The organism is Actinoallomurus soli, assembly GCF_024055715.1.
Taxonomy (GTDB): domain Bacteria; phylum Actinomycetota; class Actinomycetes; order Streptosporangiales; family Streptosporangiaceae; genus Actinoallomurus; species Actinoallomurus soli.
This window is the reverse complement of the sequence record NZ_JAMXMV010000005.1, coordinates 309,801-323,061: the sequence shown is the minus strand read 5'-3', so window position 1 is coordinate 323,061 and position 13,261 is coordinate 309,801. Positions and strand designations below refer to the sequence as shown.

General features: G+C 72.4%; 12 protein-coding genes. 5 read left to right on the top strand and 7 right to left on the bottom strand.

Going from position 1 to position 13,261, the window contains the following annotated elements; translation table 11 throughout:
- Window positions 1-117: 117 nt before the first annotated feature.
- Both NDW01_RS15730 and NDW01_RS15725 read right to left on the bottom strand, forming a co-directional pair.
- Window positions 118-1,662 (bottom strand): AMP-binding protein, encoded by a 1,545-nt coding sequence (locus tag NDW01_RS15730; protein WP_252821186.1) that lies wholly within the window; start codon window positions 1,660-1,662, stop codon window positions 118-120.
- A 12-nt stretch (window positions 1,663-1,674) separates the two neighbouring features.
- Window positions 1,675-2,307 carry a TetR family transcriptional regulator gene (locus NDW01_RS15725; RefSeq protein ID WP_252821184.1) on the bottom strand — a complete coding sequence of 211 codons (633 nt, stop codon included), beginning with the start codon at window positions 2,305-2,307 and terminating at the stop codon, window positions 1,675-1,677.
- A 176-nt stretch (window positions 2,308-2,483) separates the two neighbouring features.
- On the opposite strand from NDW01_RS15725, the gene NDW01_RS15720 reads away from it, so the two are divergent.
- Together NDW01_RS15720 and NDW01_RS15715 are read left to right on the top strand one after the other, a co-directional pair.
- Window positions 2,484-4,010 (top strand): MFS transporter, encoded by a 1,527-nt coding sequence (locus NDW01_RS15720; protein ID WP_252821182.1) that lies wholly within the window; start codon window positions 2,484-2,486, stop codon window positions 4,008-4,010.
- Entirely contained in the window at window positions 4,007-5,005 is a 999-nt protein-coding gene (locus NDW01_RS15715) for an ADP-ribosylglycohydrolase family protein (protein ID WP_406567723.1), read from the top strand. Before NDW01_RS15720 ends, NDW01_RS15715 begins: the two co-directional genes overlap by 4 nt.
- On the opposite strand, the gene NDW01_RS15710 is transcribed toward NDW01_RS15715, so the two are convergent.
- Both NDW01_RS15710 and NDW01_RS15705 read right to left on the bottom strand, forming a co-directional pair.
- Window positions 5,002-5,202 carry a hypothetical protein gene (locus NDW01_RS15710; RefSeq protein WP_252821180.1) on the bottom strand — a complete coding sequence of 67 codons (201 nt, stop codon included), beginning with the start codon at window positions 5,200-5,202 and terminating at the stop codon, window positions 5,002-5,004. The two genes, NDW01_RS15715 and NDW01_RS15710, sit on opposite strands and share 4 nt — an antisense overlap.
- Before the next feature lie 155 nt (window positions 5,203-5,357).
- A complete protein-coding gene (locus NDW01_RS15705; protein WP_252821178.1) occupies window positions 5,358-6,212 on the bottom strand; it encodes a helix-turn-helix domain-containing protein in 855 nt (284 codons plus the stop codon).
- Between the two features lie 250 nt (window positions 6,213-6,462).
- Here NDW01_RS15705 and NDW01_RS15700 point away from each other — a divergent pair, with 250 nt between their 5' ends.
- Window positions 6,463-7,314 (top strand): SAM-dependent methyltransferase, encoded by an 852-nt coding sequence (locus NDW01_RS15700; protein WP_252821176.1) that lies wholly within the window; start codon window positions 6,463-6,465, stop codon window positions 7,312-7,314.
- 68 nt (window positions 7,315-7,382) lie between these two features.
- A complete protein-coding gene (locus tag NDW01_RS15695; protein ID WP_252821175.1) occupies window positions 7,383-9,062 on the top strand; it encodes a class I adenylate-forming enzyme family protein in 1,680 nt (559 codons plus the stop codon).
- A 185-nt stretch (window positions 9,063-9,247) separates the two neighbouring features.
- On the opposite strand, the gene NDW01_RS15690 is transcribed toward NDW01_RS15695, so the two are convergent.
- The 3 genes from NDW01_RS15690 to NDW01_RS15680 form a co-directional block, all read right to left on the bottom strand.
- Window positions 9,248-9,757, bottom strand: coding sequence for a helix-turn-helix transcriptional regulator (locus NDW01_RS15690; protein ID WP_252784844.1), 510 nt, complete (start codon window positions 9,755-9,757; stop codon window positions 9,248-9,250).
- 53 nt (window positions 9,758-9,810) lie between these two features.
- Window positions 9,811-10,650 carry a PaaX family transcriptional regulator gene (locus tag NDW01_RS15685; protein ID WP_252821173.1) on the bottom strand — a complete coding sequence of 280 codons (840 nt, stop codon included), beginning with the start codon at window positions 10,648-10,650 and terminating at the stop codon, window positions 9,811-9,813.
- 116 nt (window positions 10,651-10,766) lie between these two features.
- Complete coding sequence (locus tag NDW01_RS15680; RefSeq protein ID WP_252821170.1) at window positions 10,767-12,011, bottom strand: ROK family transcriptional regulator; 1,245 nt, start codon at window positions 12,009-12,011, stop codon at window positions 10,767-10,769.
- 93 nt (window positions 12,012-12,104) lie between these two features.
- On the opposite strand from NDW01_RS15680, the gene xylA reads away from it, so the two are divergent.
- Window positions 12,105-13,247, top strand: coding sequence for a xylose isomerase (xylA, locus tag NDW01_RS15675; protein WP_252821168.1), 1,143 nt, complete (start codon window positions 12,105-12,107; stop codon window positions 13,245-13,247).
- The last annotated feature ends 14 nt before the right edge of the window (window positions 13,248-13,261 follow it).

Here is a 13,261-nt window from a genome sequence, read left to right as displayed (position 1 = left end):
GCGAGGACGCCCGGCCGCGCCCGGTACTGAACCGCGCGCACCCCGGCCAGGGCGCCCGGCCGCACCTCGGCCAGGACGCCCGGCCGCGGCCCCGTCACAGGCCCTCGCGTGTCCGGGTCAGATGCGCCTGTCCCGGCCGGTCCAGTAGGGGTCGCGGAGGAGTCGCTTGTAGAGCTTGCCGGTGGGTGTGCGCGGCAGGGCGTCGGTGAAGTCGACCGAGCGCGGGGCCTTGTAGCGGGCCAGCGAGGCGCGGGAGTGGTCGATCAGCTCCCCGGCCAGCGCGGGCGAGGGCTCGTGGCCCTCCTCCAGCTCGACCACCGCCTTGACCTGCTCGCCGTACTCCTCGTCGGGCACGCCGAACACCGCGACGTCGCGCACCGCCGGGTGGGTGATGAGCACGTTCTCGATCTCGGCCGGATAGATGTTGACGCCGCCACTGATGATCATGTCGATGACCCGGTCGGCGAGGAAGAGGTACCCGTCCTCGTCCAGGTGGCCGATGTCGCCGGTGGTGAACAGCCCGTTCCGGTGGATCGACGCGGTCTTCTCGGGGTCGCCCCAGTACTCGACGTCGTCGCCGCTCGCGTAGCGGAACCACAGCTGCCCCGGCTCGCCGGGCTTGGAGGGGGTGCCGTCGGGGCGCAGCACGTGGGTCTCCACCGTGGGCAGCGGCCGCCCGACCGTGCCCGGCCGTTCCAGCCACTCCTCGGACGTCACGACCGTGTTGATGGACGCCTCGGTCGACCCGTAGTACTCGTACACGACCGGCCCGAGCCACTCGATCATCCGGTGCTTGACCTCCGGCGGGCACGGCGCGGCGCCGTGCCACACGGCGGTGAGGCTCGACAGGTCATACGCGTGCCGGGTTGCCTCGTCGAGGCGCAGGAGCCGGACGAACTGCGTCGGCACGAGGTGCACGTTGGTGATCCGGTACCGCTCGATCAGCCGCAGCGTCTCCTCCGGGTCGAAGCCCTGCCGCATGACGAGCGGGCGCCCGGCGCAGAGCAGGACGTACGAGAACAGCCACTGCGCCGAGTGGTACACCGGGCCGACCAGCAGGGACCGGCCGCCCTCGGGGATGTGGAGGGCCTGCGCGTACGTGGGGGCGACCGTCGCCATCGTGTCGATCGGCGCGCCCGCCCGTACGAGCTTGCGGCTGACCCCCTTCGGACGGCCGGTGGTGCCCGAGGTGTAGATCATCGGCCAGCCGAGCGCCTGGTCGCCGGGCTCGCCGTCCGGGCCGGCGGCGAGGAGGTCCTCGTACGGCCGGAAGCCCGGCACGTCGCCGATCCCGATTTTGATCCGCGGACCCGCCTCCGCGGTGGCGGCCACGGCGGTCTCGGCGAAGCGATCCTCGGAGAACAGCGCCGTCGCCCCCGAGTCGGCGAGCACGTACGCCAGTTCGTCCGCGCTCCAGTGCCAGTTGACGAGGACGTACCGCAGACCGGTGTGCGTGGCCGCCGCCATGACCTCGACGCACTCGCGGCGGTTCCCCGAGTGCAGGGCGATGACGTCGCCCGTCTCCAGGCCGAGCGCGCGGAGGGCGCCCGCGAGCCGGTCGACCCGCGCCTCGAACTCCCGCCAGGTGGTCGCGCCGTGTTCGTCGACGACGGCGGGCTCGTCGGGCCGGGCCTGGGCGTACGGGCGGAGAAGTCGCGCCATGAGGACCTCCGATCAGTCGGTGCGGGCACCCGCCATGCGCAGCGCGAGCTCCACGTAGTGGGCCTGCAGCTCGGCGGCGCCGAGCGGATGGCGGTCGTGGAACCACTCGCTGATGTGCACGCACATGTCCAGGATCGGGACCGCGGTGCGCACGGCGGCGGCCCGGCCGTCGCCGCCGACGTCGCCGACCAGCCGGAACATCCCCTTCTCGTGCCCGGCGAGCAGGACGTCTGCCAGGCGGTCGCGCAGTCGACGGCGAATGGCCACGATCTCGTCGTACCACCCGCCGTCGAGCAGCCGGTACTCCCGGTTGGCGACCCGCGCCGTCTCCCGGTGGTCGGCGTGCCGCCGGACGTACACCGCGACGATCGCCCGCAGCTCTTCGAGCGGGTCGCCCGCGACGGCCTCCAGCGCCTCGGCCACCTCGTCCTCCAGCCGCAGGTGGATGTCGCGGACGAGGACGTACAGCAGCTCGTCCTTGGACCCGAAGTGGTTGTACAGCGCACCGGGCGTCAGGTCGCACGCCTCGGTGATCTGCCGGACCGGGGTCGCCAGCGCGCCCTGACGGTAGAACAGCTCGACCGCGGCGCCGGCGAGCCGGCGCTGGACGCGCGACCCCCCGAGCGGCAGATCCGATTCGGTCACCGGCTTCGCTCCTCCTCTTGACGGCCGCCCGACCCGAGCGTACTAATTGATCTCAATCTGTGAATGAACGCTCATTTACCAGGATGGCACAGCTCATCCGGGTTCTCGGGGGCGGGGTGCCGTGCGCGCTCCGGAGCGTTGCGCCCGTATCGATCTCCGCAGGAAACGAGGTGGCGATGGCCCCCACCGATCGCACGACGACCCCGTCCGGCCTCTCGCCGGACCGACTGTGGCGGCGCGGCCTCGACCGCTATCCGGACACCGCCGCCCGCTACCGCTACCTGGCGGTGGCGGTGCTCGTCACGATCGTCCTGTACTACGAGCTGTACGTCGCGGGCGGCGTCGCCCCGCTGATGCTCGCGCACTTCAAGATGTCGTTCATCTACTACGTGAACATCCTGGTGCTGTCGAACCTGGTCGGCGCGTTCGGGTCGCTGGCCGCGGGCGTCGCCGACCGGTGGGGCCGCGCCAACCTCGTGACCTACGGGCTGCTGGCCACCGGCGTCCTCGCGATCCTGACCCCGGCCGCGCCGAACAAGGCGACCTTCGCGGTCTTCGCCATCCTGTCCGGGCTCGTCGAGGGGATGTGCCTGGTGGCCACCCCCGCGCTCGTCCGCGACTTCTCCCCGCAGATCGGCCGCGCCTCGGCGATGGGCTTCTGGACGCTGGGCCCGGTGATCGGCAGCCTGGTGGTCAGCTTCGTGGCCAACCGCACCCTGCCGCACTTCGACGAGTCCTGGTCCAGCCAGTACTACATCGTCGGCGTCGTCGGGCTCGTGGCGTTCGCCGTCGCGCTGTTCGGCCTGCGGGAACTGCGGCCGGGGCTGCGGGACCAGGTGATGGTGAGCATGGCGGACCGCACGCTGGTCGAGGCCCGCGCCGCGACCGCCGAGCGCGAGGCCGACCTGCGCAACCCCTGGCGGCAGATGCTGCGCCTGAACATCCTCGCCCCCGCGCTCGGGGTCAGCGTGTTCCTGCTCATCTACTACACGGCGGTCGCGTTCTTCACCATCTACCTGACCTCGAACTTCGGCCTCACGACCGCGAAGGCCAACGGCGTCAACAGCTGGTACTGGGCGATGAACGCGATCTCCCTCGTCATCGTGGGCGTGGTGTCTGACCGGCTGCGGGTGCGCAAGCCCTTCATGGTGGGCGGCACGGTCCTCGCGGTGGTGATGACGTACGTGTTCATGACCCGCACGACCCATCCGCACACGAGCGCGTCGACCCTGATCTGGATCATCAGCCTGCTCGCCGTCGGCCTCGGCGTGGCGTACACCCCCTGGATGGCGGCGTTCACCGAGACGGTCGAGCGGCGCAACCCCGCGCTGACCGCCACCGGCCTGGCCGTCTGGGGCTGGACCCTGCGGATCGTCGTCTGCGTCGCCTACTTCATCCTGCCGTACGTGGTCGGCGCGATGGACACGCTCACGCGGGCGCCGGAGATCCTGGCCGCCGCCAAGAAGGTGCCGCCCGGCACGCCCCCGCCGCCCGCGCTGCTGCAGGAGCTCGGCAAGCTCAAGAAGGCGGCGGCCGACGGGCCGCACCAGTGGCAGCACTGGTGGTGGATCTGCATCGTCGCCGAAGTGGCCTTCGTCCTCCTCATGCTGCCGCTGGCGGGGCGGTGGAGCCCCAAGGCGGCCCGCACCGACGCCGAGGCGCACGAACGCGAGGTCGCCCGGCTCACCGGCTCCGCGGGATGACCGACGGAACCACCGGGGCCGCCGGCACGTCCGTACTCATGATGCTCACCAGTGATCAGCGAGACCGGGCGGCCGGCGTGCTCCTGGGCGCGGCCTGCGGAGACGCGCTCGGCGTGCCGTACGAGTTCGCCGAGCCCCTGCCGGAGACCGCCGTGCCCGAGATGGCCGGCGGCGGGCTGGGCCCCTACGCGCCCGGCGAGTACAGCGACGACACCCAGATGCAGGTCTGCGTGGCCGAGGTCGCCGCGTCGGGGGCCGACCTGCGCTCCGAGGAGGCGCTCGACGGCATCGCCGAGCGGTTCCTGCGATGGTTCCACGAGGGTGCGAGCGACGTCGGCCTGCAGACGGCCGGCGTGCTGGCGGCCACCGCACGCGCCGACGGGCTGTCCCGCGCCATGCGGGAGGCCTCGGCGGACCTGCACCGCAAGACGGGGCGCACGGCCGGGAACGGCTCGCTCATGCGGACCGGCGTCGTGGCCCTGTCCTACCTGGCCGACCCGGAGGGACTCGCCGAGGCCGCGCGGCTGGTCAGCTCGCTCACCCACTTCGACGACCTGGCGGGCGACGCCTGCGTGCTGTGGTGCTCGGGCGTACGGCGGGCGGTGCTGGACGCGACGCTCGACGGCATACGGGAGGGCCTGGACCTGCTGCCCGCCGAGCGCCGTGGCCACTGGGCGGCCTGGCTCCGCGACGCGGAGACCGGCCCGCCGTGGCGTTTCAGCCCGAACGGCTTCGTCGTGCCCGCGCTGCAGGCCGCCTGGTCGGCGGTCACCTGCACCGGGAGCCTCCCGGACGGCCTCGTCACCGCGGTCCGCGTCGGCAACGACACCGACACGGTCGCGGCCATCGCCGGGGCGATGCTGGGCGCGCGGTACGGCCTGTCCGCGGTCCCGGCCGAGTGGCGGGCGAAGGTGCACGGCTGGCCCGATCTGCGCGCCGACGACCTGGTGGACCTGGCCCGCCGCGCGGCCGAGCCCGAGCGGGCCGCCGGCTAGCCCGTCCGCGTGACGCCGCCCGGGCGAGGACGACGCGGCCCGCCCTGGTGGGACTCGTCGTGCCGGCGGGCGAGGCGCAGGGCGTACTCGCGCGGCGACACTCCGAGCCGCCAGGTGCACACCGCGCAGGCCAGGTGGTCGTTGGTGGTCTGGTCGTCGTGGACGATGTCGACCACGCCTATCCGCAGGTTCTCCACGGCCCGCACCGTACACGGAGCGTGTCCGGTCGCTCCACTTCCGTCATACCGCGTGTCCGGCGGGGCGGCGGGTCAGCGGGCGACGACCCGCACCTCGACGCAGTTGCCCTCCGGGGTGCTCTTGGAGCTCTTTCGCCACAGGTCGTCGGTGTGCATCAGAGGCCCTCCAGGATCGTGCCGATGAGATCGATGGACTCTTCGGGAGTGGCGCTGATGACGCTGAGACGGTCCATGGCGAGGGTGTACCGGTCGATGTCCTCGCGCTTGTCGAGGTAGAGGGCGTTGCCCAGTTGCTCGACGTAGACCACGTCGGGCAGCTGCGGGTCGGCGAACCGCAGGATGGTGAACCCGCCGGGCGCGGCGTGCAGCGCGCCGGCCTCGAACGGCGTGACCTGGAGCGTGAGCCCCGGCTGCTTGGCCACGGTCATGAGGTACTCCAGCTGCCCGCGCAGCACCGCGGGGCCGCCGACGGGACGGCGCAGCGCCATCTCGTCGATCACCGCCCACAGCCGCAGCGCGCCTTCGCGGAAGCGCCGCTGCCGTGTGGCCCGCAGCGAGACCCGGCGCTCCACCTCCTCGGGCGGGAAGTCGCCCAGGGAGATGACGGCCGCGGCATAGTCCTCGGTCTGCAGCAGGCCGGGGACGAACTGCGGCTCGTAGGTGCGGATGCGGGCCGCCGCCTGCTCGAGTCCGATGTAGGACTGGAACCAGGAGGGCAGGACGTCGCCGTAGCTGTGCCACCAGCCGGGCTGGTTGGCGCGGCGGGCGAGCGTCAGCAGCTGGTCGCGCTCCTCCTCGTCGGTGATGCCGTACAGCGACAGCAGGATCGCGACGTCCGCCTCCTTGAAGCCGCTGCGCCCGAGCTCCATCCGGCTGATCTTCGACTCGGATCCGCCGATGGCCCTGGCCGCCTGGGCCGAGGCGACTCCGGCCTTGTCCCGCAGCCGGCGCAGCTCCGATCCGAGAAGGATGCGGAGCGCGGTGGGGCCGCTCGCTCCAGCGTTCGCCATGACCTCGACCTCCCTCGCGGCGGATCCCCGAGTCTTGCACGACCGGCCGGGGGCCGCCGCGATGCAATCCCACCTCCCAATGGGCTTGCATCCTCAGCGTCGTGACGCGATGCTATCCCATAGCTGGATGCAATCCCATTGTCAGCCGTGGCCAGGCATGTGATGGTGATGTGGGCGATCCTGTGGCCGCCCAACGGTCGTCCGTGTTCGGCGGCGGATTCCCGGATCCAGCCGCCGGGCACGGACGTTCATGGAAGAATCAGCCGCCTCCGACATCCCGGCGATGAGGCTCTTCGTGACCGACGACGACCGGCAGGACGAGTTCCGGCCCGACATCCCCAGCCCGGCGCGCGTGTACAACTACATCCTGGGCGGCAAGGACCACTATCCCGCCGACCGCGTCGTGGCGGAGAACACCATGGCGGCCCTGCCGAGCGCACGGCACGCCGCCCTTGAGAACCGCGGGTTCCTCCGCCGCGCCGTCCGCCATCTCGCGGCCGAGGCGGGTGTCCGGCAGTTCCTCGACATCGGCACCGGCCTGCCGTCGTACGGGCAGGTCCACGAGATCGTCCAGGAGATCGCACCCGAATCCCGGATCGTGTACGTCGACAACGACCCGGTCGTGCTCGCCCACGGGCGGGACATGCTGCACGGGGTCGACGGCACCGCGATCGTGCGCCACGACCTGCGTGACCCCGAGGGCATCCTGGCCGATCCCGCGCTGCGCCGGCTGCTGGACCTCGACCGGCCCGTCGCGCTCCTGCTCGTCGCGGTCCTGCACTTCATCGCCGACGACGAGGACCCGTACGGCCTGGTCCGCCGGCTCGTCAAACCGCTCCCGGCGGGCAGCCACCTGGTGATCTCCCATGCCACCGACGACGGGGACGACGAGGTGGAGACGGCCCTGAAGGACAACTACAAGACCTCGAGTTCGGCCCACGTCCGCACGCACGCCCAGGTCGAGGCGTTCTTCGCGGGCCTGGAGCTGATCGAGCCGGGCGTGGTGTGGACACCGCTGTGGCGTCCCGACGAGGCGTCGAGCCCGCTCCGGGAGACCCCGGGCCGTTCCGTCTGCTGGGCCGGGGTCGCCCGCAAACCGTAGCAGCGGTCCCCCGGATGGGGCTTTTCTAGAATGGCGTTCGGATCGTAGGCTCCGATCCGGAGGTGCGGATGAAGAGTGTGGATGAGGTCAGGGCCGAGCTGACCGCGCCCGGGCAGCTGTTCGAGATGGAAGAGGTCGAGATCCGCGGCGCGGCGACCCGTGTCTGGAAGTACGCTTCCCCGTCCCTGCGCGCCGTCCTCGAGAACAGCCGGGGGCACGGCGACAAGACGTACATCGTCTACGAGGACGAGCGCCTGACCTTCGAAGAGCACTTCCGGCACGCCGCGACCTTCGCGCGCCGGCTCACCGAGCGGTACGGCGTGCGCAAGGGCGACCGGGTCGCCATCGCCATGCGCAACCGCCCCGAGTGGTTCGTCGCGTTCTGGGGCGCCGCGGCCATCGGCGCCGTCGTCGTCCCGCTGAACGCCTGGTGGACGGGGCCGGAGCTGGAGTACGGCCTGCGGGACAGCGGCGCGAGCGTGCTGGTGGCCGACGAGGAGCGCGCCGGCCGGCTCACGGACGTCCTGCCGGACCTCGGCCTCGCCGTGATCGTCGTACGCGGCGAGGGCACGCCGCCGCCCGGCGCCGACGCGTACGAGACCGTGCTCGGCGAGGTCACCGAGACCGCGCTCCCGGACGCCGAGATCGGGCCGGAGGACGACGCCACGATCTTCTACACCTCCGGCACGACGGGGCGGCCGAAGGGCGCGCTCGGCACGCAGCGCAACATCACCGGCAACACCCTGAGCCTGGCGTACGCCATGCTGGGCGCCGGCCTGCAGGCGGGCGGCCGGATCGATGAACTGGCCAACCCCCAGCAGCGCATCACGCTGACGAGCCTGCCGCTCTTCCACGCGACCGGCTGCCACACGGTGCTCGTGGCGAGCGCGGTCCTCGGCAGCACCATCGTCCTGATGCGCAAGTGGGACGCCGAGCGCGCGCTCCAGCTCATCGAACGCGAGAGGGTCACGGCGTTCGGCGGAGTGCCGACGATGGCCTGGCAGCTGCTGACGTCCCCCGAGTTCGACAAGTACGACACCTCCAGCCTCGGGTCCGTGTCGTACGGCGGTTCGCCCGCACCGCCCGCCCTGGTCGAGAAGATCAAGGAGCTGCTCCCCGATCGCGTCCCGAGCAACGGGTACGGCCTGACCGAGACGTCGGCGGTGACCACGTACAACAGCGGGATCAACTACCTGACCCACCCCGACAGCGTCGGCCCGCCGGTCCCGGTGTGCGACGTCAAGGTCGTGGACCCGGCGGGCGCGGAGCTGCCCGCCGGCGAGGTCGGCGAGCTCCTCGTCCGCGGGCCGAACGTCATCAAGGGCTACTGGAACGCCCCCGAGGCCACCGCCCGGTCGTTCCGCGACGGCTGGTTCCACACCGGGGATCTGGCCCGTATCGACGCGGAGGGATTCGTCTACATCGTCGACCGGGCCAAGGACATGCTGATCCGCGGCGGGGAGAACGTCTACTGCGCCGAGGTCGAGTCCGCCATGTACGACCACCCCGCGATCGCCGACGCCGCCGTGATCGGGGTGCCGCACGAGGCGCTCGGCGAGGAGGTCGGCGCGGTCGTCTGCCTCCGCCCCGGCATGACGGTCACGCCGGAGGAGCTGCAGGCGTTCCTCCGCGAGCGGATCGCGTCGTTCAAGGTGCCGGCCCACATCTGGTTCCGCGCGGGAGAACTGCCGCGCAACCCCGCGGGCAAGATCCTGAAGACGAAGCTGCGCACGGAACTGGTCGGCTGAGACGGCTCCGCGCCCGCGCGGACGGAGTGCGGAGCCGGTCCGCCGACGCCACCGCGCCGCCGACACGGACGGACCGCGGAACCGGTCGGCCGCGGGGCTCCGTCCGCCGGTGCGGGCGGGCGGCCCGGATGAACCGGACCGCCCGCCGTCCGCACCCGCGGTGAGGAGTCACCCACGGCGAAGGGTCACCGGCGGCAGTGCGCGGTCCGCGTCGCGCGTGGCTGGAAGGGCAGGAAGCGCTCGGCGCGATGCGGGCGCGCCGGGATCTCGGTGGCCTCCAGCGCCAGCATCCGGTCGAAACGGAAGGCGCGGATGTGCCGGCGCAGCCGGCACCAGCCGACGAGGTACCAGTGGTCGCGGTGGACGAGGCAGGTCACCGGCTCCACCTCGCGGACCGTGACGTTGCCCTTGGCGTCGACGTAGTGCAGGCGGACCACGAGCCGCGCGGTGATCGCGCTCGCCGCGGTCCGTGCCCGGTGCGCCGTCGCCGGGTCGAGTGGGCGGGCCAGGGTGTCGAGTGTCGTGCCGACGGTCTCGGCCGGATCGAGATCGTCGAACAGGCGGCGCAGGGCCCGGCGGGCCGTGGCGGCCTGCGGGCCGGCGCCCAGGTGGGCGAGCGAGAGGGCGAGGGCCGCCACCTCAGGGGCCGGAAGTGGGGGACGGGTACGGCTTGCGAGCGTCGCGTTCTCGGCCATGGTTCGATCATACGTTCGAACACTGACATTGTGGAGGCCGTGCGAGGGGTCCGTCAGCCGGTGGCGAGCTCGCGCCAGCGCCGCTGGGCGACGGCGTGCCACTCGTCGTGGCGGGCGTCGAACAGCTCGCGGGCCTGGACGCCGACCCAGCCGGCCGGCAGCAGCGCCGCGGGCAGCCGGGGGTCCAGGAACGGGAAGCGCCGCCATTCGTGCACGAGCCGCGCCTGCGCCAGCAGGATCGACTCGGGCGAGGCGGGGCGCAGGGCGCCGAACTCGTCGATGAACGCCTCGTACTCGGCCGCGACGCCGTCCAGGTCCCACGCCCGCTCGACCATCGCCCGCTCGCTGCCGACCCCGGCGAACCGCGCGGTGAACGACATCGCGCCGGCCTGCAGTCCGAGGCCCTCGATGACGGACCGCGCCTCCGCCTCACGCGCCGCCGACGGCGCGATCCACATGCCCGGGCCGGGCGATCCGAAGCCGGCCCAGCTCAGCTTCGTACGGAGCTGGTGCCGGAGGCGGCGCCTGGACTCGGGGACGGAGACGTACACGATGAGCCAGACGCCGTCCCAGGCGGCGGCCTCGGCGCCGAAGCCGTAGATGCGCTCCGCGCCCTCCGTGAGCAGCTGCCGTCCGGGCGGGGTGAGAGACCAGCGGACGCTCCGCCCGACCCGCTCGGAGGTGAGCCATCCGTCGGCGGCCGTACGGGCCAGCGCCTGCCGCGCGGACTTCTCCTCCACGCCGAGCTCGTCGAGCACCTCGACCAGCGTGGAGGTCCAGACCGGCTCCTGGTACCGCAGGACGAACTCGCCCAGGAGGGTCAGCAGCAGAGAGCGCGCGCTCGTCTCGCCCAGGGCATGCCGTCGAGTCAGCGTGGGTCGCGGAGCGGTCACCCATAAATTCTACATAAACCAGCGCCAAATCCGCGGTTTCGTCGAACTTACGCCGCCCCAGACGGCACCGGCCGGGCACCGACTCGGCATTAGGGTAACGCTGCCGAATTCCCGCGTCACCGGCCGTGCGGATGGGCCGATGCCTCCATGAGGAGCGCGGGGTCGTTCATGACGCGTTCGACGACGAGCGCGGCGGCGCCCAGGGCGGCGGCGTCGCCGCCCAGGCGGGAGACGGTCAGGCGGGGCGGCGCGTGCCGTACGACGCCGGTGCCGCCGCCGAGTGCCTCCTCGACGGCCGGGGACGCCCACGGGGCGAGCGCGGAGAAGATGCCGCCGAGCACGATCGTGTCCGGGTCGAACAGGTTGACCGCCGCGGACAGGGCCTGGCCCAGCGCCTCCCCCGCCCGGCGCACCGCCGCCAGGGCCGGGCCGTCGCCGTCGCGCAGGAGCGCGACCAGCGCGGCGAGCGGGCCGTCGGGCCCGGCGGTGGACGTCCCGACGGTGTCGGGGATGCCCGCCGCCCGCAGGATCGCCTCCTGGCCCGCGACCTGTTCCAGGCAGCCCCGGCCGCCGCACGCGCAGGGCGGCCCGGCCGGGTCGACGACGACGTGGCCGAGCTCGCCGGCGAACCCGTGCGCGCCGCGGAACACCCGGCCGTCGACGACGATGCCCGCGCCGACGCCGATCTCGCCGGAGACGTGAACGTAGGAGCCGAGTTCCGGCCCGTGGCCGAACCACAGTTCGCCGAGGGCGGCGAGGTTCGCCTCGTTGTCCTGGTCGGCGGGCAGCGCGAGGGTCGGCAGGCCGCCGGCCAGCAGTTCCCCGGCCGCGACGTCGCGCCAGCCGAGGTTCGGGGCGGTGCGCACGCGGCCGCCCGCCCGGTCGAGCGTGCCCGGCAGCGCGACCACGGCGCCGGCGACCGTCAGGCCCTGGTCCCCCGCCGCGGCGATCGCCCGTTCGGCGAGGTCCGTCAGCGCGCCGATGACGCGCTCGGGCGCGCGTCCCCGGTTGTCGGCGGCGACGATGTGCCGGTGCCGGATCCGCCGCCCGAGGTCGAGCACGCAGGCGGCGAGGTAGTCGACGTTGACCTCCAGGCCGAGGCCGGCGACGCGGTCGCCGTTGACCGACACGGCCGTGGCGGGGCGCCCGCGCTCGCCGTCGCGCACGGGCCCGTCCTCGCGGACCAGGCCCGCGGCCTTCAACGCGGCGACGAGACTGGATACGGTGGTCTTGGTGAAGCCGGTGACGTCGGCGAGACGAGCGCGGCTGACCGGCTGGCGACGGGAGATCTCGCCCAGCACCACGGCCAGGTTACGGGCCCGCATGGTGCCGTGCCGGACGGGCGTGATCTCATTTCGCATGTTCACAGACTAATCATGCAACCCCTCCCCTGTTGACACCGGGCACCTGCGGGTTTTAATTAGTCCAGAGCTTGAACGAAATGAGGAGACGAGATGTTCGAACCCACCCCTGAGGACAAGTTCACCTTCGGGCTGTGGACCGTCGGCTGGCAGGCGCGCGACCCGTTCGGTGACGCGACCCGGCCGCCGCTCGACCCGGTGGAGTCGGTGCACCGGCTCGCGGAGCTCGGCGCCTACGGGGTGACGTTCCACGACGACGACCTCCTCGCCGTCGAGCCGGACCGGGACAAGGCGATCGCCGCCTTCCGCAAGGCGCTCGACGAGACCGGCCTCAAGGTCCCGATGGCGACGACGAACCTGTTCACCCACCCGGTGTTCAAGGACGGCGCGTTCACCTCCAACGACCGCGACATCCGCCGGTACGCCCTCCGCAAGGTCATGCGCAACCTCGACCTGGCCGCCGAGCTGGGCGCCAAGACGTACGTCTTCTGGGGCGGCCGCGAGGGCGCCGAGTCCGACGCCGCCAAGGACGTGCGGGTCGCCCTCGACCGGTTCCGCGAGGCCATCGACACCCTCGCCACGTACGTCACCGACAAGGGCTACGGCATCCGGTTCGCGCTCGAGCCGAAGCCGAACGAGCCGCGCGGCGACATCCTGCTGCCGACCATCGGCCACGCGCTGGCGTTCATCGGCTCGCTGGAGCACGCCGACATGGTCGGCCTCAACCCCGAGGTCGGGCACGAGCAGATGGCCGGGATGAACTTCGTCCACGGCATCGCCCAGGCGCTGTGGCACGGCAAGCTGTTCCACATCGACCTGAACGGCCAGCACGGCCCGAAGTACGACCAGGACCTGGTCTTCGGCCACGGCGACCTGAAGAGCGCCTTCTTCCTCGTCGACCTGCTGGAGAACGGCGGGTACGACGGGCCGCGCCACTTCGACTACAAGCCGACCCGCACCGAGGACTTCTCCGGCGTGTGGGCCTCGGCCGCCGCGAACATGCGCACCTACCTCATCCTGAAGGAGCGCGCGCGGGCGTTCCGCGCCGACCCGGAGGTGCAGGAGGCCCTGGCCGCCTCGCGCACCGACCAGCTCGCGGTGCCGACCCTCGCGGAGGGCGAGACCTACGAGTCCCTGGCGCAGGACGACTTCGACGTCGAGGCCGCCGCCGAGCGGGGCTACCACTACGAGCGCCTCGACCAGCTGGCCGTCGAGCACATCCTCGGCGCCCGGTGAACCGCGTCCTGACG

What these genes read in the sequence shown, in the direction of transcription:
- NDW01_RS15730 (WP_252821186.1), bottom strand. Translation starts at nt 1,662, where the DNA reads ATGGCGCGACTTCTCCGCCCGTACGCCCAGGCCCGGCCCGACGAGCCC.
- NDW01_RS15715 (WP_406567723.1), top strand. Translation starts at nt 4,007, where the DNA reads ATGACCGACGGAACCACCGGGGCCGCCGGCACGTCCGTACTCATGATG.
- NDW01_RS15690 (WP_252784844.1), bottom strand. Translation starts at nt 9,757, where the DNA reads ATGGCCGAGAACGCGACGCTCGCAAGCCGTACCCGTCCCCCACTTCCG.
- NDW01_RS15705 (WP_252821178.1), bottom strand. Translation starts at nt 6,212, where the DNA reads ATGGCGAACGCTGGAGCGAGCGGCCCCACCGCGCTCCGCATCCTTCTC.
- NDW01_RS15680 (WP_252821170.1), bottom strand. Translation starts at nt 12,011, where the DNA reads ATGCGAAATGAGATCACGCCCGTCCGGCACGGCACCATGCGGGCCCGT.
- xylA (WP_252821168.1), top strand. Translation starts at nt 12,105, where the DNA reads ATGTTCGAACCCACCCCTGAGGACAAGTTCACCTTCGGGCTGTGGACC.
- NDW01_RS15700 (WP_252821176.1), top strand. Translation starts at nt 6,463, where the DNA reads ATGGAAGAATCAGCCGCCTCCGACATCCCGGCGATGAGGCTCTTCGTG.
- NDW01_RS15695 (WP_252821175.1), top strand. Translation starts at nt 7,383, where the DNA reads ATGAAGAGTGTGGATGAGGTCAGGGCCGAGCTGACCGCGCCCGGGCAG.
- NDW01_RS15720 (WP_252821182.1), top strand. Translation starts at nt 2,484, where the DNA reads ATGGCCCCCACCGATCGCACGACGACCCCGTCCGGCCTCTCGCCGGAC.